The organism is Microbacterium sp. CFBP 8801 (assembly GCF_014839455.1).
Lineage (GTDB): Bacteria > Actinomycetota > Actinomycetes > Actinomycetales > Microbacteriaceae > Microbacterium.
On sequence record NZ_JACYNU010000014.1, the window covers coordinates 14,504 to 37,382 of the forward strand.

Sequence of the window (22,879 nt, forward strand, 5' to 3'; positions counted from 1 at the left end):
ATCAGATGACGCGGATGTCCTCGGCCTGAAGGCCCTTGGGACCCTGGGCGACCTCGAACTCGACGCGCTGGTTCTCTTCGAGCGAGCGGTAGCCGCCCGACTGGATCGCGCTGTAGTGCGCGAAGACGTCCTGACCGCCGTCATCGGGGGCGATGAAGCCAAAGCCCTTTTCCGAGTTGAACCACTTGACCGTGCCCTGCGTGCTCATCGTCATGCCGTTTTCCGCTTGAGCCGGCACCGTGCGCGCCGGACTGTGCCCCCACGGTAACGGGCCGGATCACTCGGCGCACAGGGCTGTGACACAAACGTTGCGTCGATCGCCGGGGTGGTGTCCCTCTGTGGTTCGTCCGCCGGCCCGGCGCGCGCTGGCGGCGCGACGGGCGGTGCGCGGGAGGAATCGCTCCGGAGCCCATACGACGCCCGGGCTGAGCAGTGCTCAAAGCCCGGGCGTCGACGGATCCCCCCGGATATGCCACGCGAGGCGTGACGTGATGACATTACCGGTCGCGCGAGCCTCTGCGCGACAAGAAAACGAAGAATCAGGGAGTTATGGCGATGTTCTGTGATAACCGGGAGTCGTATGATCCGCGTGATGGACACCCGGAGACGCGCTTCTGCGCTCGTCGAGGAGGCGTACTCCGCCCTCGGCGAGGCGATCGTCGACGGGCGCCTGCAGCCCGGTGATCGTTTGCGCGACGTCGAGTTGGCGGAACTCATGGGCATCTCCCGCACCCCCGTGCGCGAGGCCCTGCAGAAACTCGAGCGCATCGGCCTCGTGGACGTCGCCGCCAACCGGTACACCCGCGTCTCGCAGCTGACCGACCGCGCGCGGACCGACATGCGGGAGTACGCCGCGCACACCATCGCGGGGGCGATGCGGGTGGGCCTCCCCCGCCTCACCGCCACCGACATGGACACCGCCGTGCGGCACGTCGACGCCATGCGCGACGCCGAGACCTCGCCGTCGTACGTGACGGCCGTGCTCGCCCTGTACGCCCACGTGGTGGCCGGTTCGCGCAATATCGTCTTTGCAAAGGCGCTCGCCCAGACCCAGCTGGTGCTGCGCCGTAATCTCGACGGCTGGACGAGCATCGACGGGGACACCCGCGGCCCCCTGTTCCGACACCTGCGCGGGCAGGTGTCGGCGCGCGACGCGAACGGTGCCACCTGGACGTTCCTCGCCCTGCACGGCTTCGCCTGACGGCGCAAGGCCGGCGGGGCGAGGAGTGCCCTTCGCTAGCGTGGCGCCATGCCCCACATCGAGCTGCGCGACCTTCGTGACGAGGATCGGGATGCCGCCTTCGCGGCGCTCCGCGACAGTCCCTCGACGTGGCCACGGGTGTCGATCGACGACCGCGCCTCGTTCGACCGGTGGGTCGACGGCGACGGCGCGAGTGTGCACGCCATCGTCGAAGACGCCGCGGTCGTGGGGGTCGCCGCCGCACTCGACGTCGACGACGACCGCGAGATCCTGCTCGCGGTGTCGCCGCACGCGGGCGACGATGCCGCCACCGAGGCGCTGCGTCTGCTCACCGTGCGCGAACCGGAACGCCCGCTGTACGCCTGCGTGTCCGCCGACGACGATCCTTCGCACGCCGTTCTCGCCCGCCTCGGTTTCGTCGAGCACGAGCGCGACGGCGCCGACATCGTCTATGTCCTGCCGCCGACCCTGGAGTAGGCCGGGACGTTGACCTCCCGTGGCATCCGTGTTCGGCTGGAGTCATGGTGAGCGAATGGTGGTGGGCCGCCTTCGCGGTCGTCGGAGCCGCGCTGTGGTGGTGGTCGATCCACCTGACCCTGGGTGCGTACCCGCGGGAGCGTGTGTCGTACTGGGCGAACCCGCGAAAGGCGCCCCGTCGAGCCGTCGCGTCGCGCGCCGTGGGAATCGGGCTGACGGTCTTCGGGGTCGGCATGATGCCTCGGCTCGTCGAGACCGAGCCATGGGCGGCGGCCCTTTTCGCGGGCGGCGCGATCATCGTCCTCATCTGGGTGCCCTACGTGATCGCCATCGCCGCGCACAACCGCCGGGTCGTCACGAGCGGCGCACTCGGCGCGGAGCACGCTCCTGCCTCCCGCGGCCAGAACCCGCCGTCGCCCGCCGCGGACGTTCGCCGCGCCCGCTAGTTCGGCTCTTCCGACTCCTCGAGCGACTCGTCGACCTCGATCGACGAGTCGTCGGTGGCGCTGGCCTCTTCGGCTCGCTCCGCCTGCTGCTCGGCCCGGGCGTAGGCCTCTTCGACGCGGCGCTTCTCCGACATAAGTGTCTCCCTCGGTGATCGATCGTGCGATCAACCTAGGGTCGACGAGCCCGCGGCGGAAGATCCCTCATCGACGCGACACCGTCGCCACGACCGGGCGGTGGTCGCTCCCGGCGTCGTCGAAACCGGTGACGACCGCGAATCCGCGCGCCTGCCAATCGCCACCGGTGAGCACGTGGTCGATCGGCGCCGCGAGGGCGGCCGGCAACCGTACCGGCCAGGTGCCCACGGCCGCGGCACCCCGATCGGCGGCGGCGTCGCGGCATCCGCCGATCACCCCTCCGTCGCGACCCAGCCCCGAGAAGTGGTCCAGCGTCGCGTTCAGGTCGCCCGCCACGATGACGTCGGGATCCGCGCACCGCGCCGCGACCCAGTCCAGCCCGTCGACCCACTCGGTCATTATCAGCGGCAACGGGGGCAGGGGGTGAGCGGCCACCAGCACGGGGCCGTCGCCATCGCTCGGCCGCCACACGCCGCTCGGTACGCCGGGAGTCGATCCCGCCGACGCGTCGCGTTCGTATGGGCCGAGCGAGGTCGCGATCAGGATCGAGGTCGGCACGGGGTCGTCGCCCGGCTCCGACACGACGGTGTCGTGCATCATCTCGATACCATCCCGAGCCAGGATGCCGACCACCGCGGCCGCCGCGATCGCATCGGTCTCGGGCAGGCTCACCACGTCGGCCCCCGTCTCGCGCACGAGCCGCGCGATGCTCTCGGGCGACGCGCCGCCGCCGTAGGTGTTCCACGCGACGACGGTCAGATCACCCTCCGCGATCGCACTGCCTCCGCCCCGCGCGAGCAGGACGGCGCCGTGACCGACCGTCGCCGCGGCGAGCGCGATCGCGAGGGCCGCTGTCACGCTCCATCGTCGCCGCAGCACCGCCACCACGGTGGCGACGAGCGCGAGAGCACCGAGAACGAGGGCCAGGATGCCGCGGAACGGGATCGCATTCGACACGAGGGGCAGCCGGTGCAGGCCGAGGGCCTGCGGCCACACGCAGATCACCGCCAGCAGCACACCGATCACCAGCGCGATGACGAAGGGGCGGCGTCGGGTGTTCGGCATCCGGACAGTAAAGCGGATCCCCGTGCACGCAGAAGGGCCCGGGGCGCGGTTCCACCGCCCCGGGCCCTTCGTTTCACCTCAGCGCGCGGAGCGGCGGCTGGTGATGAAGCCGTAGATGAGCAGCACGATGATCGAGCCGCCGATGGCCAGCAGCCAGGTCTGGATCGAGAAGAAGTCCTGCAGGGGCGCGTTGAAGATCAGGCCACCCAGGAAACCACCGAGCAGCGCGCCCACGACGCCGAGGAGCAGCGTGATGAGCCAGCCGCCGCCCTGCTTACCGGGCAGGATCAGCTTGGCGATGGCGCCGGCCAGAAGGCCGAGAAGAAGAAATCCGAAGAATCCCATGATGTGTCCCTTTCGCGAGTGTGAACCGAAGACCGCTCTCGCGGGTCCCTCGATTCATCCAGCTTGCTCCCAGGTTCGATTCTCGGGGGGTGGGTTGCGTTCGAGCCGAACATGGTGTTCGGGGTCGATGAAATCGGTCTGACGGGGCGGTCCCGGGGAGCCGTCGTCTTTTCAGACGAGAAAACACGGCGACTTCGTCGAGGCCCCGCGGCATTTATCCGCTTGTTCACGGCGGCCGACGAGGTATGGCGCGAGAAAGCACGCCGTCGGCGCGGAATCTGCGGCGACGGGGGCGATTAGCGTCGGCAGGAGCGAGACGTTCGCGCTCGCGTGGGGCTCGCGCTCCCCGTCTCGCTCTCGGTGTCAGTTCGGGTCTGCACACCGATGCTGGGCGGATGCCGCAATTGGGGGCGGCTTCCGCCCAGCCTCCTCCCGGGGATCGAACGGCGGTGCGGGCAGGAGCCCCAACCCCCGGTCCCACCCGCACCGGTCGAGTGCCACCGCCTAGCGGCAGAGGCCGGTCGACGTGCTGCTGTAGCAGATCGACGTGCTCCAGGAGCTGGCGAAGACCGCGCTGCGCTCGGTCTCACCGCGCTCGAGCGTCTGCAGAGAAAGCAGGTATCCCATTGATGTCACCTCCCCCCGGGGCTCGGCGCCCGGTGTCGGGCGGAGTCGACCGGGGGGAGGTCGAGGAACGGCAGCGCCAACCGCTGACCGTCACGAAGACTCGCGAGCATCCACAGCACGCCGGCCGAGCCGGTGGCCAGGTCGCACGACAGGCGCAGCAGGGCGCGACCCGGGTACCCCACGCCGTGGGGGCGGGGGATCTCGTGCAGACGCAGCAGCCGCCGATGGCGCTGCAGCGCTCGGCTCTTCTCGGGTGTCGGTGTTCGAGCCAGCAGGATCATGAGACCCGCGCGCCCCTGGAACAGGCCCGACTCCAGCACGAACTCGGGCAGACTCGCGCGCTCGAGGGCCGCGAGGGTGGCGGTGAGCGGGTGCGCGGGTGCTCGCTCCACGAGCGCGGCGAAGGCGACGGCGACGCCGGCCGATCCCGAGCCGAGGTACGGCAGGAGCCGCCATCCCTCGTTCATCTGCAGGGAGCCGTCGCCGGCCTCGGTGCACCGTGCGAGGTCGGCCCGGATCGCCGCATCGGCCAGCTGCAGCAGCGCCGGGTCGCCGTCGCGGTCGAAGAGGGCCATCGCCAGCAGGGCGATCCCGCTGGGACCGCGCAGCAGACCGCCCGCGCCCGTGGCGACCGGGTCGGCCGAACGCTTGCTCCACCCGTTCGCGCGATCGGCGATCTCGTGCAGGATGCCGCGCGCCCGGCCGACCAGCTCGGGGTGCCGGTCCGCCAGCCGAAGCAGACCGAGCGCCGTTCCCGCCGGTCCCCCGTAGAGCCCCGGGGCATCCCACCGCAGCGGAGCGTCGAGGCATCGCTCGACGGCGCGGTCGGCCGCGTCGATCCGCCCGAGTGCCTGCAGCGCCGCGGCGGCGCCCGCCAACCCGTCGAACAGTCCTGAGCGGGCGGGGGCCGCCTCGACCGCGCGCTCGCACCACTCCACGAGCGGGGGCGGCACCCGACCCCCGGCCGCGTGCAGCGCGATCAGCGGGCCGAGCGCTCCGTGCGCGAGGGCGTACGGGGGCTCGTCGAACTGCGCCGGGTCGCCCGGCCAGAGACGATCGGTGCGTTCGGGCGTGGCATCCGCGATCAGCTGGCGGGCGACGACTGCGAGGGGATCCGCGAGGTCGTCGGGCTCCGGGGGTGAGACGCGGGCGAACCCGAGCGCGCGTTCGTCTTCTTCTCTCAGGTCGAACCTCTCGCTCACCCAGGCGCGCACCTCGGCCTCCTTCCCCGCGTGCAGGTCGAAGATGGGCGTCATCGGCGCGAACAAGAAGAGCTGCACGCGCCGCAGCGCGAAGACGTCCGCCGCCACCCCACCGCGACCGTCGGGCGCGACGAAGCCCGGCGCCCCGATCACCGCGGGCACGTCGTCGGCCGCGGGGCGCGCCATCTCGAAATCGATCAGGGTGACCTCGCCGTCGTCGTCGACGAGGAAGTTGCCCGGATGCACGTCGCCGTGCGCGAGACCCGCCGCGTGCACCGCGGTCAGCGCCCGCTCGATACGGCGCGCGACCTCCAGGGCCCAGGTCCGGTAGGTGTCGACGGCGTCGGCGTCGACCTCGGCCGACACGAGCGGATGCCGGGCCACGACCGCCTGGTGCAGCGGCAGGCCGCGTGCGCGTTTCAGAACGAGGTAGCGATGCTCGAGAACGGTGAACTCGCGCAGCAGGGTCGCGGTGCCGGTTCCCTGGAGTCGCCGCAGCGTTCGGGCTTCGCGATCCGCGCGTTGCACCGCGCTGAGACCGTCGGGGGTCACCCCGGCGTGGGGGCGCGCCTCTTTCACGATCACCTCACGCCCGGCATCGCGCGCGGTGTACACGCCGCCGGCATTCGAGAACTGCACGACCCCGGTGATCTCGGGAAAGCCCGGGGGCGGCTGCCGGTCCCGCAGCTCATCGATCAACTCCCGCAGGAACGGCGGAACGGGTGCCCAGGCCGGCGGGTCGAACCCCGGCCGCCGCACGTCGGCCACGAGGTGCCCCGACGGATGCCGGATCGCCGGCACCGCGGTTCCCTCGATGTCCACGAACATCCGGTGGAAGCCCCCGTACCGCACGAAGACCGGCCCCTCCCGCCATCGCAGGTCCGAGAGCACGTGCGGGCCGGCGAGGCGCGCGGTGCGCCGCCCGAGGTGCGTCAACGTCCGGTGCAGCTGATCGATCGACGTCGGGTAGATCGTGACGAACTTGCCGGAGCCCTCACGACCGGCGTCCTTCGCGTTCGACGACGCCCGCACGCCCTCGGTCGAGAGGTGTTTGAAGGCGATCCCCGCGGGCAGGCAGTGGGCGGCGACCTCGCGCAGCAGGGTGTCGGCGGTGTCCGCCGTGCTGCTGAGGTGGATCTTCCAGCCCTGCTCGGGAAGCACGATCCCGGTCGGCTCGAGGTACGTCCAGATCCCGTCGTCGACGCGGTTCCAGCCCTCGGGCGCGTCGACCACGAAGCGGCGGTCGTCCGCTGCCGGCGGGCGTCGTGAGGGAAGGTCGTAGAAGGTCTGGTCCGCGCGGGCGAACACCGGATAGATCGCGTCCATGCCCCCGCCCACGCCGCCTGAGACGCCGGACTGACGCGGCGCGAAGCCATGGTGTTCTCGCGCGAGCGGGGCGGCTCCTCACCGCGGAGGGGCCGGCGGCGGGATCGAGGGTGTTGCGCGGGGGGATTCGCGCCGGTCACGCGCGCAATCCCGGGGGTCGAGCGGCTCTCCGGACGCGGCCGGAGGGCTCAGATGACGGTGATCAGATTCGTCCATCCGGACGAGCGGTGAGCTCGGAGCCCACCCGCACTCCCCACAGCGCGAGCTGCGTGCGATCCGAGACGTCGACCTTGCGTAGGGAGGACTGGATGTGGGTGCGCACGGTGTTCACCGAGACCACCAACTGCGCCGCCAGCTGCTCGTTCGAGGTGACACCCTCGCTGAGCAGCCGCACCACGCGGCTCTCCGACGCGCTGAGCGAGGCGACCTTGGCCCGGTCGTCGGCGCTCAGGCGGCGCTCGGCGATGTCGCGCAGCAGCGGGGCCGTCACGTGCGTCGACACGAGGGCGTCACCGCGGTGCGCGGCGTGGATGGCGTCGATGAGCTGGGCGCTGTCGTGCGTCTTCAGCAGGTAGCCCGCCGCTCCGTTGCGCAGAGCCCGCATCACGAGGCGGTCCTCGCCGTGGCTGGTGAGCACGATCACGCGGGTGGAGCCCCCCGACTCCTCGACGACGGCGCGCGTGGCGTCGATGCCGTTCATCTCGGGCATCTCGAGGTCCATCAGCACGACGTCGGCGTGCGCGGCGAGCGCCCCGGCGAGCGCGTCGCGACCGGTGGCGGCCTCTCCGACGACCGAGATCCCGTCGGCGTGCTCGAGGCGCAAGCGCACGCCGCGTCGGAAGGGGCGGTTGTCGTCGGCGATGAGAACCCGGATGGGTGCACTGTCAATCACGTTCCGCCTCCGTCGTCCTCGGGAAGGGGATCTCCACCCCCAGGTGCCAGCCCCCCTGGTCGTCTGCCGACGCGTCGACGGACCCGTCGACGAGAGTGAGCTTCTGGCGCAGGCTATCCAACCCCCAGCCGAGTCCGAGGTCGTCCTCGTCGGCCCTCACCCGTCTCGCCGGTCCGTTCGCGACCGTCGCGGTCAGCCGGTCGGCGTCGACGTGCACCCCGACGTCGACGGCGGCTCCCGCCGCATGCTTGGCGGCGTTCGAGAGCCCCTCCGAGATGGCTCGGTACGCGGTGGTCGAGACGACCACGGGCGGCGACTGCAGATCCCCGGTCGTCGTCACCCGCACATCCATGCCGCGCTCGCGCCAGAACGCGACGAGCACGGCGAGGCTCCGCAGATCCGGCGTGGGCGTCTGGGCCGAGGAGTCGACGGCCCGCAGGTCGCCGAGCGCGCCGTAGAGGCTCGCGGCGGCATAGCGTCCCTCGGCGCGCACCTCTTCGATGAGGTGCAGTGCCTGTTGCGGGTGCTCCGGCGCGAGCTCCACCGACGCGTCGCACAGCGAGACGAGCCCCGCCAGGTGCTGACCGGCGACGTCGTGCAGTTCCTGGGCGATGCGACCGCGCTCGGCGTTGCGCGATGCCTCGACCGCTTCGGCCTGCTGCGCCTTGAAGGCAAGTGCGCGTCGACGGGCGCGCTGCGTGCGCCGCTCGAGCACCGCCCACAGCATCCCCAGGGCTACACCGGCGAAGCACACGGATGCCAGGGCGGTGCCCTCCGTGAGGACGAAGCTGACGACGGCGCCGGCCGGTGCTCCGGCCGCCGCGGCCCAGAGGCCCAGCCCCACCACGGCCACGAGCACGCTCGCCCCCGCCCACGCCGCCGCGACGGGAATCGACCGCGCGCTGCCGACGGCGAACATCGCCACCGCGACGACCAACTGCATCGGAGACGCCCACGTCGGAACCCCCAACCACAGCGCGATCGCGAGGTAGCAGGCCAGAGCCCCCAGCATGGCCGGTACGGGGCGGTGGGCCGCTTGCGTGACGCAGAGCGCCTGGGCGAGGCATCCGAGGGCGGCGAGGCTGATCACGACGGCCGGCGGCAGCTGGTGCCCCCACTCCCCCGCACCCGTCCACAGGGCGACCAGCGGGTCGGCACACACCTGCACGACGGTCGCGAGGAACACCACCGCCGTGAAGACGGGCGAGCGCATCGCCTGGATCACCTGCCCGGTACCCGCGGATTCCTGTACCGTCTGCGTTTCCCCCACCATGACTCCATCGTCATGCCTTGCCCCTGGGTTTCCCGCATTTTCGCGCTGTCGCGTGGCGCCGGCGTCGAACGGGCCGGCCCGCGCACGGAAACGAGAAAGGCCCCGGGATGAACCCGGGGCCTTCTGTGTTGTGTGCGCGAGGGGGGACTTGAACCCCCACGCCCGTGAAGGCACTGGCACCTGAAGCCAGCGCGTCTACCTATTCCGCCACTCGCGCGTGCGCGGCATCGAGGATGCCACGCGACCAACTTCCCGAGAATATCACGGTCGCGCCCGCACGACGAAACGCAGGCCCCGAGAGGCGCGTCCATGACCTGCACAGCAGCCCTGGCTACGATGTGCCTACTGGTCTGCCTGCCTGAAGGAGTCTTGTGGGACTACTCGACAGTTTCGAGAAGGGTCTCGAACGCGCCGTCAACGGTGCGTTCGCGAAGACCTTCCGCAGCGGCATCCAGCCGGTGGAGATCGCATCCGCCCTCCGCAGCGAGCTCGACAAGAAGGCCGTCGTGGTCACCCGCGACCGCATCCTGGCGCCCAACTCGTTCTCGGTGCGCCTCTCTCCCGCCGACGACGAGAAGATGAGCGCGCTCGGGTCGACCCTTGTCACCGAACTCGACACCCTGGTCAAGAAGCACGCGCGCACGCAGGGGTACTCCTTCGCCGGTCCCGTCGCCATCTCGATCGAGCGCGACGGGTCGCTGTCCACCGGCACCCTGCGCGTCGACTCGCAGACCACCGAGGGCCAAGTGGCGTGGCGCGGCGTCGTCGACATCGACGGCAAGCGTCATCCGCTCTCCTCGGCCCGCACGGTCATCGGGCGCGGGAGCGACGCCGACATCACCATCCCCGACGCCGGCACGAGCCGCAAGCACGTCGAGATCCTCTGGGACGGCGAGCGCGCGATGGTCCGTGACCTCGGTTCCACCAACGGCACCACGCTCAACGGCCACAAGGTCACCGAGGCCGCTCTGCCGCCCGATTCGACGATCTCGATCGGTCGGACCAATATCGTGTTCCGAGTGGTGGCGCAGGCGCAACCGCCGCGGCGCCCCTCGGCGTCCGACGCCACGCGCATCTTCGACGTCCGGGAACGGGGACCCCTTTCATGAGTCAGCTGACTCTCCTCCTGCTGCAGGGCGGGTTCCTCGTCCTGCTGTGGTTCTTCGTCTTCGGAGTGGTCTACTCGCTGCGCGCCGACCTGTTCGGCGTGAAGGTGCGCAAGCTCCCCGAGCCGGTCGCCGCAGCGGCTCCGGCGGCCGCGGCCCCCACCGCCTCGCCCGACGCGGTCACCACCCAGGTCAAGCGCCCCGCGGCCCCGGTCCCCGCACCGGCCGGGGGCCTCGCCACCACCGCGAGCGTCTCGCGCATCGTCATCACGAGCGGTCCCAAGGCCGGCCTCGAGCTGCCCCTCGGCACCGAGCCCCTCACGATCGGCCGCTCGAGCGAATCGGGCCTCGTCGTGCGCGACGACTACACCTCCAGCCACCACGCACGTCTCGTGCTGTGGGGGGAGCAGTGGATGCTGCAGGACCTCGACTCCACGAACGGCACCTCCCACGACGGTGTGCGCGTGGCCTCCCCGGTCCAGGTCAAGGTCGGGGCACCGATCAAGGTGGGCGCCACGACCTTCGAGTTGAGGAAGTAACCCTCCTCCATGGTCTTCCAGGGCTCGAGCGTCGCCATCTCCCACACGGGCAAGGTGCGCTCCAACAACCAGGACTCCGGCTACGCCGGGTCCAATCTCTTCGTGGTCGCCGACGGTATGGGCGGCCACGCGGGCGGTGACGTCGCCTCGAGCCTCGCGATCCACCGTCTCACCGACCTCGATCAGCCCTTCACCACGCCGTCCGAGGCCGAGCACGCGATCCGCGACGCTCTGGCCGACACCGCCGCCGAGCTGATCGACACCGTCGCCCGCCGACCCGAGCTGGCCGGCATGGGAACCACCGTCAGCGCGCTCGTGATGGTCGACGCCTACGCCGTCATCGGGCACATCGGCGACTCGCGCATCTACCTCTACCGCGACGACACGCTCACCCAGATCACCGCCGACCACACCTTCGTGCAGCGCCTCGTCGACTCGGGCCGCATCACGCCCGAAGAGGCGCGGTACCACCCGCGCCGGTCGGTGCTCATGCGCGTTCTCGGCGACATGGACCCCGACCCCGAGGTCGACACGTTCATCATGCCGACGCAGGACGGCGACCGGTGGCTGCTGTGCTCCGACGGCCTGTCGGGCGTCGTCGACGACCCGCACACCGCGCGCACCCTCGGCCTGGGCCTGCCGCCGGGGCGCACCGCCGATGCCCTGCTGAAGCAGGCGCTCGACGGCGGAGCACCCGACAACGTCACGGTCGTGCTCGTCGACGTCGGCGGACAGCACCCGGTGTTCATCGGTACTCCGACGATCGTCGGATCCGCCTCGAACCCGAGCGGTGTCGTCGTTCCCGCCGCGCGTCCGGGTCGCTCGGGGTGGCTGCACCCCGCTCGACAGGCGGCCAACGAGCCCACGCACTTCGAACCCGCCGCCGAGTTCCTCGAGGAGCTCATCGAAGAAGACCGTCGCCGCGCCCGCCGTCGTCGACTGGGCTGGCTCGCCGCCCTGCTCATCGTGCTGGCGGGGATCGGCGTCTCGCTGTTCGCGGGGTACAACTGGACGCAGACGCGCTACTACGTCGGCGCCGATGAGAACTCCGTGGTCATCTACCGCGGCATCCAGCAGTCCATCGGCCCGGTCTCGCTGTCGACCGTCTACGAAGACACCAACATCGTGCTGGCCGATCTGTCCGACTTCGACCGGCAGACCGTCGAGGCCACCATCTCGGCGCGATCGCTCTCCGATGCCGAGCTCATCGTCGACCGGCTGCGCCCGACCGAGGAGGCCGGCGGATGACCGATCAGAAGCTCACCCGCGGTGAGGCCGTCTCGACCGACACCGCGGTCATGCGCGCGCTGAAGAAGATCCGCGTCCCCGCCACGCAGCGCAACCGCGAGCTGGGCCTGCTGGTCTTCGCCGTCGCCGTCTACGGTTCGGCCGTCGCCCTCGTTCAGCTGGGCGTGAACGGCACCGTCGACCCGGCCTTCCTCCTGTTGGCGGGCGTTCCCGCGTTCCTCGCCCTCGTGATGCACGTCGTCCTGCGCCTGCGTGCCCGCGACGCCGACCCGTTCGTGCTGCCGATCGCGACCGTACTCACGGGCCTCGGCATCGCGATGATCTACCGCATCGACCTGGCCGACGAGGCGAGCGGATGGGATGCCACGGGCAACCGCCAGATCGCCTGGGCGGTCATCGCGATGGTCATCGCCCTGGCCGTGCTGATCTTCGTGCGCAACTACCGCGTGCTGTTCCGCTACACCTATCTCTTCGGCCTCGTCGGCATCCTGCTGCTGCTGCTGCCGTTCGTGCCGGGCCTGGGCACCGACCAGAACGCCGACGTCTGGGTCTCGCTCGGATTCGTGTCGTTCCAGCCGGGCGAGCTGGCGAAGATCTGCCTCGCGATCTTCTTCGCCGGCTACCTCGTGCGCACCCGCGAGAGCCTCACCTCCACCGGCACGCGCTTCCTGTTCATGACCTGGCCGCGCGCCCGCGAGCTCGGACCCGTGCTGATCATCTGGCTGGTCTCGCTCGGCATCATCGTTCTGCAGCGCGACCTCGGCACGGGGCTGCTGATCTTCGGCATGTTCGTCGCCATGCTCTACGTCGCCACGGGCAAGACGAGCTGGGTGTTCATCGGTCTCGTGCTCGTCGGCGTCGGTGCGTTCCTGGCATCCCGGTTCCTCCCGTACGTGAACGGGCGCTTCGCCAACTGGCTGAACGCGTTCGACCCCGAAGTCGTCAATCGCGACGGCGGCAGCTACCAGCTCGTGCAGGGCATCTTCGGCCTGTCGCACGGAGGACTGTTCGGTACGGGCCTCGGTCAGGGGCGGCCCTACATCACGCCGCTGTCGCAGAGCGACTACATCGTGCCCAGCCTCGGCGAAGAACTGGGTCTCGTCGGCCTGTTCGCGATCCTCGCGCTGTACATGGTGTTCGCCAGCCGCGGCGTGCGCGTGGGGCTCGCCGGTCAGGACGACTTCGGCAAGCTGCTCGCCACGGGCTTCTCGTTCACGATCGCCCTGCAGGTGTTCATCATGGTCGGCGGCGTGACGCGCGTCATCCCGCTCACCGGCCTCACCACCCCGTTCCTCGCGGCGGGTGGCTCCTCGCTCATCGCCAACTGGATCATCGTCGCGTTCCTCCTGCGCATCTCGGATGCCGTCCGCAGCCGCCCGCGAGTGGTGATCGGCTGATGACCCCGATGACCCCGCGCCCCGGCGCCCCGATCTCGAAGGAGGCACCGTGACCAAAGAACTCCGACGCCTCAGCATCGTGATGCTCGCGATGTTCATCGCCCTGTTCGCCTCGACCAGCGTCATCCAGGTCGTGCAGGCGAACGACCTGACCAACACCACCGGCAACACGCGCGCGCTGTACGACTCGTACCAGATCCAGCGCGGATCGATCATCGCCAGCGGCACGGCCATCGCCTCGTCGGTGCCGTCCGACGACGTCTACAGCTGGCAGCGCCAGTACGCGGATGCCGAGATGTGGGCCCCCGTGACCGGCTACATGAACCCCGTGCTCGACGCCAAGACGCAGATCGAGTCCGCCGAGAACAGCGTGCTGAGCGGCTCGGACTCGAACCAGTTCTTCTCGCGCATCGACCGTGCGATCACGGGCCAGGCCCCGCGCGGCTCGAACGTGGAGCTCTCTCTCGACGCGAACGTGCAGAGGGCGGCGTGGGACGCCCTCGGCGACCAGCAGGGTGCCGTCGTCGCAATCGAGCCGTCGACGGGCCGCATCCTCGCCATGGTGTCCAAGCCCGGGTACGACACGAACGTCCTCGCCTCGCACGACACGGATGCCGTGAACGCGGCGTACGACCAGCTCGTCGCCGACTCGTCGCGCCCCCTCGACAACCGCGCCATCGGCGGCAACCTCAACCCTCCGGGGTCGACGTTCAAGCTGGTCGTGGCCTCGGCTGCCCTGGCATCCGGTCGCTACACCCCCGACTCCGCCTTCCCCAACCTCGCCGCGTACACGCTGCCGCAGTCGACCAACGTGGTCAGCAATGCGGGTGGCGGAACGTGCGGCGGTGGCGACACCGTCACGATCGCGACCGCCCTGCGCCTGAGCTGCAACATCCCGTTCGCCGAGCTCGCGGTCGACCTGGGTGACGACGCGATCCGCGCCGAGGCCGAGAAGTACGGCTTCAACGCGCAGTTCACGATGCCGCTGGAGTCCACGGCATCCACCTACCCCTCGTCGCCCAACGCCCCGCAGACCGCGCTCAGCGGCTTCGGCCAGGGCGATGTGCGCGCGACGCCCCTGCAGATGGCCATGGTCTCGGCGGGTATCGCCAACGGCGGTGTCGTGATGAACCCGCGCATGGTGGACCGGGTCATCGAGCCCAACCTGTCCGTCAAAGACGAGAGCAGCAGCAGCGAGTTCGGTCGTGCCCTCGAGAGCACCATCGCCGCGCAGATGGTCACCATGATGACGGCGAACGTCCAGGACGGCGCCGCATCGAATGCAAGAATAGACGGGGTTCAGGTGGCGGGTAAGACCGGCACCGCGGAGAACGATTCCCGTCCCTACACTCTCTGGTTCACCGGCTTCGCCCCGGCGGACGACCCCCAGGTCGCCGTCGCCGTGGTGGTCGAAAACGGTGGAGGCCAGGGGCAGAGCGGGAGCGGCAACGAGATCGCCGCCCCGATAGCGAAGAAGGTCATGGAGGCGGTGCTGGGTAAATGAGACCGACACAAGGTGTGACCTTCGGCGGGCGGTACGAGCTCGATTCGCGGATCGCGATCGGCGGCATGGGCGAGGTCTGGGAAGCCAACGACCACGTCATCGGACGTACCGTCGCCATCAAGATCCTCAAAGACGAATACATGGGCGACCCCGGGTTCCTCGAGCGCTTCCGCGCCGAGGCCCGTCACGCGGCCCTCGTCAACCACGAGGGCATCGCGAGCGTCTTCGACTACGGCGAAGAAGACGGCAGCGCCTTCCTCGTGATGGAGCTCGTCCCCGGCGAGGCCCTCTCGACCATCCTCGAGCGCGAGGGGTCCCTGTCGACCGACAAGACGCTCGACATCGTCGCCCAGACGGCCGCGGCCCTGCAGGCGGCGCACGCCGCCGGCCTCGTGCACCGCGACATCAAGCCGGGCAACCTGCTGATCACGCCCGACGGGCGCGTGAAGATCACCGACTTCGGCATCGCCCGCATCGCCGACCAGGTGCCGCTGACCGCGACCGGCCAGGTCATGGGCACGGTGCAGTACCTCTCGCCCGAGCAGGCCTCGGGTCACCCCGCGTCGCCCGCGACCGACACCTACTCGCTCGGCATCGTCGCGTACGAATGCCTGGCCGGTAAGCGCCCCTTCACGGGCGAGTCGCAGGTCGCGATCGCCATGGCTCAGATTAACGAGCAGCCCGCACCCCTGCCGCCCACGGTGGCCGTGCCGGTGCAGAACCTCGTCATGGCGATGATCGCCAAGAAGCCCGATGACCGACCGGCCTCCTCGGCCGCGGTCTCGCGCGCCGCCACCGCCCTCCGCCGCGGCGACCTCGTCGCGGCTGCCGCAGCGGTCCCGGCCATCGCCGCGGGTGCCGCGGTCGCCGACGACGCGACGCAGCTGCTCACCGCGGGGCAGACCTCTGCCGCGACGCGTCTGCTGCCGTCGGCCGGAGCGGGAGCGGCGGCGACGTCGCTCCTCACCGAGGAGCACACCGAAGAAGACGTGCAGCCGCAGAAGAAGGCGCGGAGCCGCTGGACGTGGCCGCTCGTCGCTCTCATCGCTTTGCTCGCCTTGATCCTCGGCGCCACCGTCGTCGGCCTGCTGTCGAACCAAGACGCCCCGGCGCCCGCGCCCACCAGCGCCGCACCGTCGGCGTCGACGCCCGCACCGGCACCCTCGACCCCCTCGCCGACCCCGAGCCCGACCACCACGCGTGTCGAGGTGGCGTCTCTCGGCCTGAACGGCAAGACCTGCGATGACGCGCGCGCCATCCTCGAGTCCAACGGTCTCGTGGCCGACTGCCGCGTCGGCAACGCCGCGACCACCACGGCCGACGTCGGTCTCATCTACGACGTCAACCCGACCGGTCGCGTCGACGAGGGCACGACGATCACCGTCACGACCTACGCCGACGAGACGCCGCTGACCGCGCCCGGTACGCCGACCCTCCCCGGGTCGACGGTGTCCGCCGGCGCCGACGTGCAGGTCTCGTGGCAGCAGTACACCTGCCCCTCCGGCACCGGATCGGTCGCGTCGTACAACTTCACCGCCGTCAACGGCACGTTCGACACCAACGGGCAGTCCACGGCGTCGTTCGAGCCCGACGCGCGCACCGCGTCGCTGAAGGTCAGCAACTCCGTGGGTCAGACCCTGCGGGTGACCTACACCGTCAGCTGCTCGGGCACGGATCGTACGGCCGGGCCCTCGGGTGAAGCGTCCGCGAGCATCACCGGCGGCAACACCCCGAGCCCCACGATCACGGGTAACGGCGGCAACAACGGCAGCAACACCAAGCCCTGACCTCCGTCATCCCCCCACGCCAGGAGTTCCTTCGTGACCACTGAGACGCGCGTCCTGTCCGGGCGCTATCGCGTCGACGACCTCATCGGTCGCGGCGGCATGGCCAGCGTCTACCGCGGATACGATCAGACGCTCGGCCGCACGGTGGCGATCAAGATCCTGCGCACCGACCTCGCCGGCGACGCCGCGTTCCGCACGCGGTTCCGTCTCGAGGCCCAGGCCGCGTCGCGCATGGCGCACCCGACGATCGTGCGGGTGTTCGACGCGGGTGAAGACGTCGAGACGGGTCTCGACGGCAACGATCGCCCGGTCCCGTACATCGTGATGGAACTCGTCCAGGGGCGCCTGCTGAAAGACGTGATCGCCGAGGGGCCGGTGCCCACCGACGATGCTCTGCGGTACGTCGACGGCATCCTCGAGGCTCTGGAGTACTCTCACCGGGCCGGCGTCGTGCACCGCGACATCAAGCCCGGCAACGTCATGATCACCGAGGCCGGGCGCGTGAAGGTCATGGACTTCGGCATCGCTCGCGCGGTGTCGGACTCCTCGTCGACCGTCGCCGAGACCACGGCCATCGTGGGGACGGCGGCGTACTTCTCGCCCGAGCAGGCGAAGGGCGAATCCGTCGACGCGCGCGCCGACCTGTATTCGGCCGGAGTCGTCCTGTACGAGCTGCTCGCGGGGCGCACGCCGTTCCGCGGCGACACCCCCGTGGCCGTCGCTTATCAGCACGTGAGCGAGGCACCGCTCCCGCCGAGCGAGATCAACGACACCATCCCGCGGGCATTGGATGCCATCGTGCTCCGCGCCCTGGCGAAGGATCCGTTCCAGCGTCCGCAAGATGCCGCGAGCTTCCGCGAAGCGCTCGACGAGACCGTCGACGGAAAGGCGCCAACCAAGCGCCAGATGTCGGCGCTGTCGAACGAGCTCTACGGTCCGAACCCGCGCCAGGCCGCCGAGACCGCACGTTCCCTGCGTCAGCTGAGCACCGACACCACCATGCGGCGCACGCAGGCCGGGCCCCCGGTCGCGTGGATCTGGGCCGGCGTGACCGTCCTGGCGGTGCTGCTGGTCGCCGTCCTCATCTGGGTCATGCAGATCCAGCAGACCGACGACGTGCCCACCACCTCGCTCGCCGTCCCCAACGTGGTCGACATGTCGTACGAACGCGCCGTCGAGACGCTCGAGGCCGAGCAGATGACCACGAGCCGCGTGAACGAGTCCAGCGAGACGATCGCCGCGGGCAATGTCACGCGCTCGACGCCCGAGGCCGACACCTCGGTCGCCGCGGGGCAGCTCGTGACGCTCTACGTCTCGACGGGCCCCGACACGGCCAAGGTCCCGACCCTCGACGGCATCACCGAGACCGAGGCCCGCACCGCTCTCGAAGCCGCCGGTCTCTCGGTGGGCTCCATCCGTCGTCAGACCGATCCCGCCCTGGCCGGGGGGACCGTCATCTCCTCGAGCCTCGCCTCGGGCTCCGACGTGGCGAAGGGCACGACGGTGAACCTCGTCGTGGCCAGCGGTCAGATCGTGATCGTCGATTACACGGGTTACACGGTCGATGCGGCCAAGCGCGAGCTCGAGTCCGACGCGAAGCAGCTCACCGTTCAGGTGACCGAGGACCCCGGATGCCGTGCCTCGTCGCCGGCGACGGTGAAGACGCAGTCGCTGGCCCCGGGCGAAGTGCCGGTGCACAGCGAGATCACGCTCACGACGTGCTCGGGCTCCTGAGCCGCCGCGGGTGAAGTCGGGCGCCGCGCAGCGCGGCGCCCCGCAGGCCGGCGTTCTCGAGCCAGCGACCCAGCAGGGCGTGGCCGCCTTCGGTGAGCACGCTCTCGGGGTGGAACTGGACGCCTTCGATCGGGGCGGTACGGTGCCGCAGACCCATGATCACGCCGCCGTCCGTGCGCGCGGTGACCTCGAGCTCGCCCGGCACCGACGACGGGTCGACCGCGAGCGAGTGGTACCGCGTCGCGACGAACCCGTCGGCCAGGTCGGCGAACACGCCCTCGTGGTCGTGGTGGATGACACTCGTGATGCCGTGCAGCAGCTCGGGTGCGTGCCCCACCCGTCCGCCGAACGCCGCGGCGATCGCCTGGTGCCCGAGACAGACCCCGAGCAGCGGAACCCCGGTGTCGTACGCGGCGCGGACCACCGCCACCGACTGACCGGCGTCGAGGGGATGACCGGGTCCGGGTGAGACCAGGATCGCGTCGGCACCCGACGTCTTCTCGAGCAGGGCCGGGTCATCGGCCGACATCATCACGGTGGTGGCGCCGAGGTCGCGGACGTACCCGGCGAGAGTGTGGACGAAGCTGTCGCGGTTGTCGACGACGACGACGCGCCAGTCGGTCACTCGACCGTGACCTCCTGGGGATAGACGATGTCGCTCACCCAGGGGAAGACGTAGAAGAACAGTCCGTACAGCACGGCGGCCGCGAGCACGAGGACGATGAGCAGGCGTACCCACCACGGACCGGGCAGAACGCGCCAGAGGGCTCCGTACATCAGGCGGCTCCGGAGGTCAGTGACACCGGCGGGCCGGCGTCGGTGCGGGGGGTGAACGACTCGAAGACGCCGTAGGCGATGGCGCGCTCCGAGAAACCGTAGCGAGGGCTGCACGTGGTCATGGTGATGACGCGGTCGGTCGCTTCGATCTGCGGCGCCTGGGGGAACGGCAGCAGCACCTCCACACCGTCGGGGCGCACGTACTCGAGGTTACGGAACCGGTAGGTGTACCACCCGCCCTCGGTCTCGACGACCACCGCGTCCCCGACGCGCAGCGACGGAAGATCGGCGAACGGTGCGCCGTGGCTGCCGCGGTGGCCGGCGATCGCGAAGTTGCCGACCTGACCCGGCATGGAGGTGTCGGGGTAGTGCCCCAGACCGATTGGGTCGAGAGTCACCGACGCGCTCACCCCGCCGGCCAGCTTGAACTGCCAGTCCGCGCCCAGACGCGGTACGCGGAGCACACCGAACACCTCGCCGTCACCGGGCTGATCCAGAACCGGGGGTTCTGCGGTGGCGGGACCCGTCGTTCCCGGCGTAGGGGTGACCGACGGTGCGGGCGCGGCCGGGGCGCTGTTGGCCCATTCGTCGGTGAGGTTGCTGGCCTCGTCTTTGAACTGCGCGCCGATGATGGCGTCGCCGATCCACAGCTGCCAGACCACGAACAGCAGCACGACGACGCCGGCGGTCACCAGGAGGTCGCCGAGCACGCCGACGAAAGACAGACGTCGCCGGTCGCCGCGACCACCACGTCGGCTGCGGCGGGTCGGTGGTTGCTGCACGGTCTGCACCAGGCGAGTCTAGTTCCGTGGGTCCGTGGTCACCTGGCCGTTAGACTGACCGCATGGCGCGAACTGGTAAAGGCGACGACCCGATCGCCGAACGCAATGATGGCGGATCGGCACCGAACCCCGTGTGGTTCCTGCCCCTCATGGTCGGACTCATGCTCGTCGGCCTCGTGTGGGTGCTGGTGTTCTACCTCAGCAACTCGCAGTTCCCCATCCCGGGCATCGGTCCGTGGAACCTCGTCATCGGCTTCGGCATCGCCTTCGTCGGCTTCCTCATGACGACGCGCTGGCGCTGACTCGCCCGAAAGTTACACCCGTGTAATTCATCCCCAGGTTGTGGATGGATCTGTGGATAACTCTCAGACGTAGGCGATCGCGGGAATGGCCAGCAGGCCGACCAGCACCACGGTGAGCGCCACGAGCAGACCGATCTGCAGACCGCGCTGGCGCGGCGCGCGGGTGCGGGAGTAGATCAATCCCACGGCGGCTCCCGTGGCGAGCCCACCGAGGTGCGCCTGCCACGAGATACCCACCGCGGCGAGTGCCCCGGCGAAGTCACCGCTCCCGATCGACTGCACGCCGGCCGCGACGAACGGCCAGGCGAAGTTGATGGCGATGATGACGCCGATCACCCGGATGTCGGCACCGATGTGGCGGCCGATCACGAGCAGGGCACCGAAGAGAGCGAAGATCGCGCCCGAGGCGCCCACCGTCCACACTCCGGGGGCGAGCAGGGCCACCGCGACCGAGCCGCCGAGGGCGCCGACGACGTAGAGCGTCAGGAAGCGCGCGCGACCCAGCAGCGGCTCGAGATTGCGACCGATGAACCACAGCGCGAGCATGTTCAACGCCACGTGGAAGAACCCGCCGTGCACCAGCGCGACGGTGAGCAACCGCCACGGCTGGACGACACCGGCCTGCGGCAGCAGGTACACGCTGTTGAACATCAGCAAGTTGGTGAGCAGGGGACCCACACCGGGGATCAACCCGATGATGTAGACCAGCCCCGTCACGGCGATGATCGCCAGCGTCACGCGAGGGCGGTCCGACGACACGATCGCCATCGGGCGCGAAGCCCAGCGGCGCTGCGCCTTCTTCTGCGCCGGAGTCTGCGAGGCGCGTTGCTGCGCCATGCACTCCGGGCAGATGACTCCGACGGCGGCGGGGGTACGGCAATCCGAGCACACGGTGCGCATGCACCGCTGGCACAGAACGAAGCTCTGCCGGTCAGGGTGCCGGTAACAGAAGTTGTCGCTGTTGCGACGGAACTCGTCGGTCGTAGACACCCCCGCCGCCCGTGGGACTCAGACCGAGACGACGTCGACCGACTGAAGGACGACGTCGACCTTCGGCCGGTCCTGCGCACCGGTGGGCACCGCGGCGATGGCGTCGACGACGGCCTTGGAGGCGTCATCGGCGACCTCGCCGAAGATCGTGTGCTTGCCCTGGAGCCACGGGGTCGGGTCGGTGGTGATGAAGAACTGCGACCCGTTGGTGCCCTCGGCCTTGCCGGTGATGGCGTTGCGACGCAGTCCCGCGTTGGCCATGGCCAGCTTGTAGGGCGCCGTGAAGTCGAGCTCGGGGCTGATCTCGTCGTCGAAGTTGTACCCGGGGCCGCCGATGCCCTGGCCGAGGGGATCGCCGCCCTGGATCATGAAGTTGGGGATGATGCGGTGGAAGATCACGTCGGAGTACAGGGGACCTTCGCCCGGGGCACCCGTAGCCGGGTTGGTCCATTCCTGGGTTCCGTCGGAGAGCCCGACGAAGTTGCGGACGGTACGCGGAGCGTGGTCACCGAACAGGTTGACGACGATGTCGCCGTGGTTGGTGTGGAGGGTCGCGACGGCAGTGTGGTTGGCCATGGGTACATTCTCTCAGAGTTATCTGCAAGGGTCGGCGGCGCAGGCGGCCCCTTCTGGCAAGATGAACGCAACGTACATCCCATCGATAGGGAGGATGAGCCGTGGGCCTCAGCCGCAAGAGCAAGAAGGAACTGCGCAAGCTCCAGAAGCACGCCGCCAAGGTGTGGGAGTCGCAGCAGGTGCTGCTGGGCGAGAGCGGGAAGGTCGCTCGTGAAGCCGGCCACCAGCTCGGTCGCTTCAGCCGCGAAGACCTCGTCCCCGCCGTGCAGGACGGGTACAGCAAGTACGCCGCCCCGTACGTCGACAAGAGCGTGAAGTACAGCAACCGTTTCCTCAGCACCAAGGTCGTCCCGGCCGCCGGTGCCGTGGTCGGCGGAGCCATGTCCGTGTGGGACGCCGCGGGCGACACCCGTGACCGCCTCGCGAAGGGCCGTGGCTTCGAGCTCGACACTCACAAGTACGCCAAGCGTGCCGAGAAATACGGCAAGCAGGCCTCGAAGCGTCTCGCCAAGAAGCTGCCGTCGCAGCACGACGGAATCGGTGCCGGCGGTGTCATCGCGATCATCCTCGGTGTCGTCGCCGCGGCCGGCGTGGCTTACGCCGCCTGGCAGACGCTGCGCGCCGATGACGAGCTGTGGGTTGCCGACGACCCGCTGCGTGCACCGGACGCGTGAGCGACCCCACCATCAGAGTCAGAGAGGCCGCGCGTGAGCGCGGCCTCTCTGTCGTCATACGCGAACGCCCCGCGGCCTCGAGCCTCGACGAGGCGGCCGCGCTTCTCGGCATCCCGGCCGCCTCGATCGTGAAGACGCTCGTCGTCAAGCGATCCGACGACACCTACCTGTTCGCGCTGATCCCCGGCGATCGGGCGATCTCGTGGCCGAAGCTCCGCGCGGTCGTGGGCGTCAACAAGCTCCGCCTCCCCGAGCCGGAGTTGGCGCTCGCGGCCACTGGATACGAGCGTGGGACCATCGTTCCGGTCGGCAGCACCACGGACTGGCCCATCTACGCCGACGAACGCATCGTCGGCGAGCGCATCGCCATGGGCGCCGGAGCCCATGGCTACAGCCTGTTCGTCGACGCTGACGATCTCCTCTCGTCGTACGGCGCCGTGGTCGCCGACATCAGCGCCGAACGCGCCTGACCGG

At 70.0% G+C, this 22,879-nt stretch carries 26 protein-coding genes and 1 tRNA gene; 13 read left to right on the top strand and 14 right to left on the bottom strand.

From position 1 onward, the window contains the following. Window position 1: 1 nt before the first annotated feature. Window positions 2–208, bottom strand: coding sequence for a cold-shock protein (locus IFR11_RS13650; protein WP_055833134.1), 207 nt, complete (start codon window positions 206–208; stop codon window positions 2–4). Window positions 209–592: 384 nt separating this feature from the next. On the opposite strand from IFR11_RS13650, the gene IFR11_RS16195 reads away from it, so the two are divergent. The 3 genes from IFR11_RS16195 to IFR11_RS13665 are packed head-to-tail and all read left to right on the top strand — an operon-like array spanning window position 593 to window position 2,124. Beyond that, on the top strand, window positions 593–1,201 hold the full coding sequence (locus IFR11_RS16195; RefSeq protein ID WP_244630782.1) for a GntR family transcriptional regulator: 609 nt from the start codon (window positions 593–595) through the stop codon (window positions 1,199–1,201). A gap of 48 nt (window positions 1,202–1,249) precedes the next feature. Continuing rightward, window positions 1,250–1,678 carry a GNAT family N-acetyltransferase gene (locus IFR11_RS13660; RefSeq protein WP_055832273.1) on the top strand — a complete coding sequence of 143 codons (429 nt, stop codon included), beginning with the start codon at window positions 1,250–1,252 and terminating at the stop codon, window positions 1,676–1,678. A 44-nt stretch (window positions 1,679–1,722) separates the two neighbouring features. Beyond that, entirely contained in the window at window positions 1,723–2,124 is a 402-nt protein-coding gene (locus IFR11_RS13665) for a hypothetical protein (protein WP_191916530.1), read from the top strand. Here the strand turns inward: IFR11_RS13665 and IFR11_RS13670 are convergent. The 8 genes from IFR11_RS13670 to IFR11_RS13700 all read right to left on the bottom strand — a co-directional run bounded on the left by IFR11_RS13670 (window position 2,121) and on the right by IFR11_RS13700 (window position 9,206). After that, a complete protein-coding gene (locus IFR11_RS13670; protein ID WP_191916531.1) occupies window positions 2,121–2,258 on the bottom strand; it encodes a hypothetical protein in 138 nt (45 codons plus the stop codon). The genes IFR11_RS13665 and IFR11_RS13670 overlap by 4 nt on opposite strands. Window positions 2,259–2,325: 67 nt before the next feature. After that, window positions 2,326–3,324, bottom strand: a complete 999-nt coding sequence (locus IFR11_RS13675; protein WP_055832277.1) for an endonuclease/exonuclease/phosphatase family protein — start codon at window positions 3,322–3,324, stop codon at window positions 2,326–2,328. Between the two features lie 78 nt (window positions 3,325–3,402). Next, a complete protein-coding gene (locus IFR11_RS13680) occupies window positions 3,403–3,669 on the bottom strand; it encodes a GlsB/YeaQ/YmgE family stress response membrane protein (protein WP_055832279.1) in 267 nt (88 codons plus the stop codon). Window positions 3,670–4,173: 504 nt separating this feature from the next. Then, entirely contained in the window at window positions 4,174–4,296 is a 123-nt protein-coding gene (locus IFR11_RS16655; protein WP_258027444.1) for a hypothetical protein, read from the bottom strand. A gap of 5 nt (window positions 4,297–4,301) precedes the next feature. Beyond that, on the bottom strand, window positions 4,302–6,824 hold the full coding sequence (gene lanKC / locus IFR11_RS13685; protein ID WP_191916532.1) for a class III lanthionine synthetase LanKC: 2,523 nt from the start codon (window positions 6,822–6,824) through the stop codon (window positions 4,302–4,304). A gap of 202 nt (window positions 6,825–7,026) precedes the next feature. Further along, on the bottom strand, window positions 7,027–7,716 hold the full coding sequence (locus IFR11_RS16820) for a response regulator (protein ID WP_055935218.1): 690 nt from the start codon (window positions 7,714–7,716) through the stop codon (window positions 7,027–7,029). Continuing rightward, on the bottom strand, window positions 7,709–8,989 hold the full coding sequence (locus tag IFR11_RS13695) for a sensor histidine kinase (RefSeq protein ID WP_156458670.1): 1,281 nt from the start codon (window positions 8,987–8,989) through the stop codon (window positions 7,709–7,711). The genes IFR11_RS16820 and IFR11_RS13695 overlap by 8 nt, the downstream gene beginning before the upstream one ends. A gap of 133 nt (window positions 8,990–9,122) precedes the next feature. Further along, window positions 9,123–9,206: transfer RNA gene (locus IFR11_RS13700), tRNA-Leu, on the bottom strand. Between the two features lie 154 nt (window positions 9,207–9,360). Between IFR11_RS13700 and IFR11_RS13705 the strand changes: the two genes are divergently transcribed. From IFR11_RS13705 to pknB, 7 genes are read left to right on the top strand one after another with little or no spacing between them, the layout of a single operon-like run. Further along, window positions 9,361–10,098 carry an FhaA domain-containing protein gene (locus IFR11_RS13705; RefSeq protein ID WP_055832287.1) on the top strand — a complete coding sequence of 246 codons (738 nt, stop codon included), beginning with the start codon at window positions 9,361–9,363 and terminating at the stop codon, window positions 10,096–10,098. After that, window positions 10,095–10,634 (top strand): FHA domain-containing protein FhaB/FipA, encoded by a 540-nt coding sequence (locus IFR11_RS13710; protein WP_055935212.1) that lies wholly within the window; start codon window positions 10,095–10,097, stop codon window positions 10,632–10,634. Before IFR11_RS13705 ends, IFR11_RS13710 begins: the two co-directional genes overlap by 4 nt. Window positions 10,635–10,643: 9 nt before the next feature. Further along, window positions 10,644–11,882, top strand: coding sequence for a PP2C family protein-serine/threonine phosphatase (locus IFR11_RS13715; RefSeq protein WP_055832291.1), 1,239 nt, complete (start codon window positions 10,644–10,646; stop codon window positions 11,880–11,882). Next, window positions 11,879–13,279, top strand: coding sequence for an FtsW/RodA/SpoVE family cell cycle protein (locus IFR11_RS13720; RefSeq protein WP_055832293.1), 1,401 nt, complete (start codon window positions 11,879–11,881; stop codon window positions 13,277–13,279). Before IFR11_RS13715 ends, IFR11_RS13720 begins: the two co-directional genes overlap by 4 nt. Before the next feature lie 49 nt (window positions 13,280–13,328). Beyond that, window positions 13,329–14,783 (top strand): peptidoglycan D,D-transpeptidase FtsI family protein, encoded by a 1,455-nt coding sequence (locus IFR11_RS13725; protein ID WP_070408901.1) that lies wholly within the window; start codon window positions 13,329–13,331, stop codon window positions 14,781–14,783. Then, complete coding sequence (locus IFR11_RS13730; protein WP_191916533.1) at window positions 14,780–16,570, top strand: serine/threonine protein kinase; 1,791 nt, start codon at window positions 14,780–14,782, stop codon at window positions 16,568–16,570. The genes IFR11_RS13725 and IFR11_RS13730 overlap by 4 nt, the downstream gene beginning before the upstream one ends. Window positions 16,571–16,603: 33 nt before the next feature. Further along, window positions 16,604–18,304 carry a Stk1 family PASTA domain-containing Ser/Thr kinase gene (gene pknB / locus IFR11_RS13735; protein ID WP_055832300.1) on the top strand — a complete coding sequence of 567 codons (1,701 nt, stop codon included), beginning with the start codon at window positions 16,604–16,606 and terminating at the stop codon, window positions 18,302–18,304. On the opposite strand, the gene IFR11_RS13740 is transcribed toward pknB, so the two are convergent. Genes IFR11_RS13740 through IFR11_RS13750 form a run of 3 tightly spaced genes read right to left on the bottom strand, consistent with a single transcriptional unit; the run spans window position 18,282 to window position 19,872 of the window. After that, window positions 18,282–18,929: a glutamine amidotransferase-related protein gene (locus tag IFR11_RS13740; protein WP_191916534.1), complete on the bottom strand. Its 648-nt coding sequence runs from the start codon at window positions 18,927–18,929 to the stop codon at window positions 18,282–18,284. The genes pknB and IFR11_RS13740 overlap by 23 nt on opposite strands. After that, window positions 18,926–19,081 (bottom strand): DUF4175 domain-containing protein, encoded by a 156-nt coding sequence (locus IFR11_RS13745; protein ID WP_162239381.1) that lies wholly within the window; start codon window positions 19,079–19,081, stop codon window positions 18,926–18,928. Before IFR11_RS13745 ends, IFR11_RS13740 begins: the two co-directional genes overlap by 4 nt. After that, window positions 19,081–19,872, bottom strand: coding sequence for a class E sortase (locus IFR11_RS13750; RefSeq protein ID WP_055832304.1), 792 nt, complete (start codon window positions 19,870–19,872; stop codon window positions 19,081–19,083). Before IFR11_RS13750 ends, IFR11_RS13745 begins: the two co-directional genes overlap by 1 nt. 53 nt (window positions 19,873–19,925) lie before the next feature. Between IFR11_RS13750 and IFR11_RS13755 the strand changes: the two genes are divergently transcribed. Beyond that, window positions 19,926–20,165 (top strand): cell division protein CrgA, encoded by a 240-nt coding sequence (locus IFR11_RS13755; protein ID WP_055832306.1) that lies wholly within the window; start codon window positions 19,926–19,928, stop codon window positions 20,163–20,165. Between the two features lie 63 nt (window positions 20,166–20,228). Here IFR11_RS13755 and IFR11_RS13760 read toward each other — a convergent pair whose 3' ends face one another. Together IFR11_RS13760 and IFR11_RS13765 are read right to left on the bottom strand one after the other, a co-directional pair. Then, complete coding sequence (locus tag IFR11_RS13760; protein ID WP_235560498.1) at window positions 20,229–21,002, bottom strand: rhomboid family intramembrane serine protease; 774 nt, start codon at window positions 21,000–21,002, stop codon at window positions 20,229–20,231. A gap of 171 nt (window positions 21,003–21,173) precedes the next feature. Next, on the bottom strand, window positions 21,174–21,731 hold the full coding sequence (locus IFR11_RS13765) for a peptidylprolyl isomerase (protein ID WP_055832310.1): 558 nt from the start codon (window positions 21,729–21,731) through the stop codon (window positions 21,174–21,176). 101 nt (window positions 21,732–21,832) lie between these two features. On the opposite strand from IFR11_RS13765, the gene IFR11_RS13770 reads away from it, so the two are divergent. Continuing rightward, window positions 21,833–22,405: a hypothetical protein gene (locus tag IFR11_RS13770; protein ID WP_055832313.1), complete on the top strand. Its 573-nt coding sequence runs from the start codon at window positions 21,833–21,835 to the stop codon at window positions 22,403–22,405. Continuing rightward, entirely contained in the window at window positions 22,402–22,875 is a 474-nt protein-coding gene (locus tag IFR11_RS13775) for an aminoacyl-tRNA deacylase (RefSeq protein WP_082516407.1), read from the top strand. Before IFR11_RS13770 ends, IFR11_RS13775 begins: the two co-directional genes overlap by 4 nt. Window positions 22,876–22,879: the final 4 nt, after the last annotated feature.

Excerpts from the sequence above, each read along its gene's own strand:
- IFR11_RS13650 (WP_055833134.1), bottom strand. The coding sequence starts at position 208 with ATGAGCACGCAGGGCACGGTCAAGTGGTTCAACTCGGAAAAGGGCTTT.
- IFR11_RS16195 (WP_244630782.1), top strand. The coding sequence starts at position 593 with ATGGACACCCGGAGACGCGCTTCTGCGCTCGTCGAGGAGGCGTACTCC.
- IFR11_RS13660 (WP_055832273.1), top strand. The coding sequence starts at position 1,250 with ATGCCCCACATCGAGCTGCGCGACCTTCGTGACGAGGATCGGGATGCC.
- IFR11_RS13665 (WP_191916530.1), top strand. The coding sequence starts at position 1,723 with ATGGTGAGCGAATGGTGGTGGGCCGCCTTCGCGGTCGTCGGAGCCGCG.
- IFR11_RS13670 (WP_191916531.1), bottom strand. The coding sequence starts at position 2,258 with ATGTCGGAGAAGCGCCGCGTCGAAGAGGCCTACGCCCGGGCCGAGCAG.
- IFR11_RS13675 (WP_055832277.1), bottom strand. The coding sequence starts at position 3,324 with ATGCCGAACACCCGACGCCGCCCCTTCGTCATCGCGCTGGTGATCGGT.
- IFR11_RS13680 (WP_055832279.1), bottom strand. The coding sequence starts at position 3,669 with ATGGGATTCTTCGGATTTCTTCTTCTCGGCCTTCTGGCCGGCGCCATC.
- IFR11_RS16655 (WP_258027444.1), bottom strand. The coding sequence starts at position 4,296 with ATGGGATACCTGCTTTCTCTGCAGACGCTCGAGCGCGGTGAGACCGAG.
- lanKC (WP_191916532.1), bottom strand. The coding sequence starts at position 6,824 with ATGGACGCGATCTATCCGGTGTTCGCCCGCGCGGACCAGACCTTCTAC.
- IFR11_RS13695 (WP_156458670.1), bottom strand. The coding sequence starts at position 8,989 with ATGGTGGGGGAAACGCAGACGGTACAGGAATCCGCGGGTACCGGGCAG.
- IFR11_RS13710 (WP_055935212.1), top strand. The coding sequence starts at position 10,095 with ATGAGTCAGCTGACTCTCCTCCTGCTGCAGGGCGGGTTCCTCGTCCTG.
- IFR11_RS13715 (WP_055832291.1), top strand. The coding sequence starts at position 10,644 with ATGGTCTTCCAGGGCTCGAGCGTCGCCATCTCCCACACGGGCAAGGTG.
- IFR11_RS13720 (WP_055832293.1), top strand. The coding sequence starts at position 11,879 with ATGACCGATCAGAAGCTCACCCGCGGTGAGGCCGTCTCGACCGACACC.
- IFR11_RS13730 (WP_191916533.1), top strand. The coding sequence starts at position 14,780 with ATGAGACCGACACAAGGTGTGACCTTCGGCGGGCGGTACGAGCTCGAT.
- IFR11_RS13745 (WP_162239381.1), bottom strand. The coding sequence starts at position 19,081 with ATGTACGGAGCCCTCTGGCGCGTTCTGCCCGGTCCGTGGTGGGTACGC.
- IFR11_RS13755 (WP_055832306.1), top strand. The coding sequence starts at position 19,926 with ATGGCGCGAACTGGTAAAGGCGACGACCCGATCGCCGAACGCAATGAT.
- IFR11_RS13760 (WP_235560498.1), bottom strand. The coding sequence starts at position 21,002 with ATGGCGCAGCAACGCGCCTCGCAGACTCCGGCGCAGAAGAAGGCGCAG.
- IFR11_RS13765 (WP_055832310.1), bottom strand. The coding sequence starts at position 21,731 with ATGGCCAACCACACTGCCGTCGCGACCCTCCACACCAACCACGGCGAC.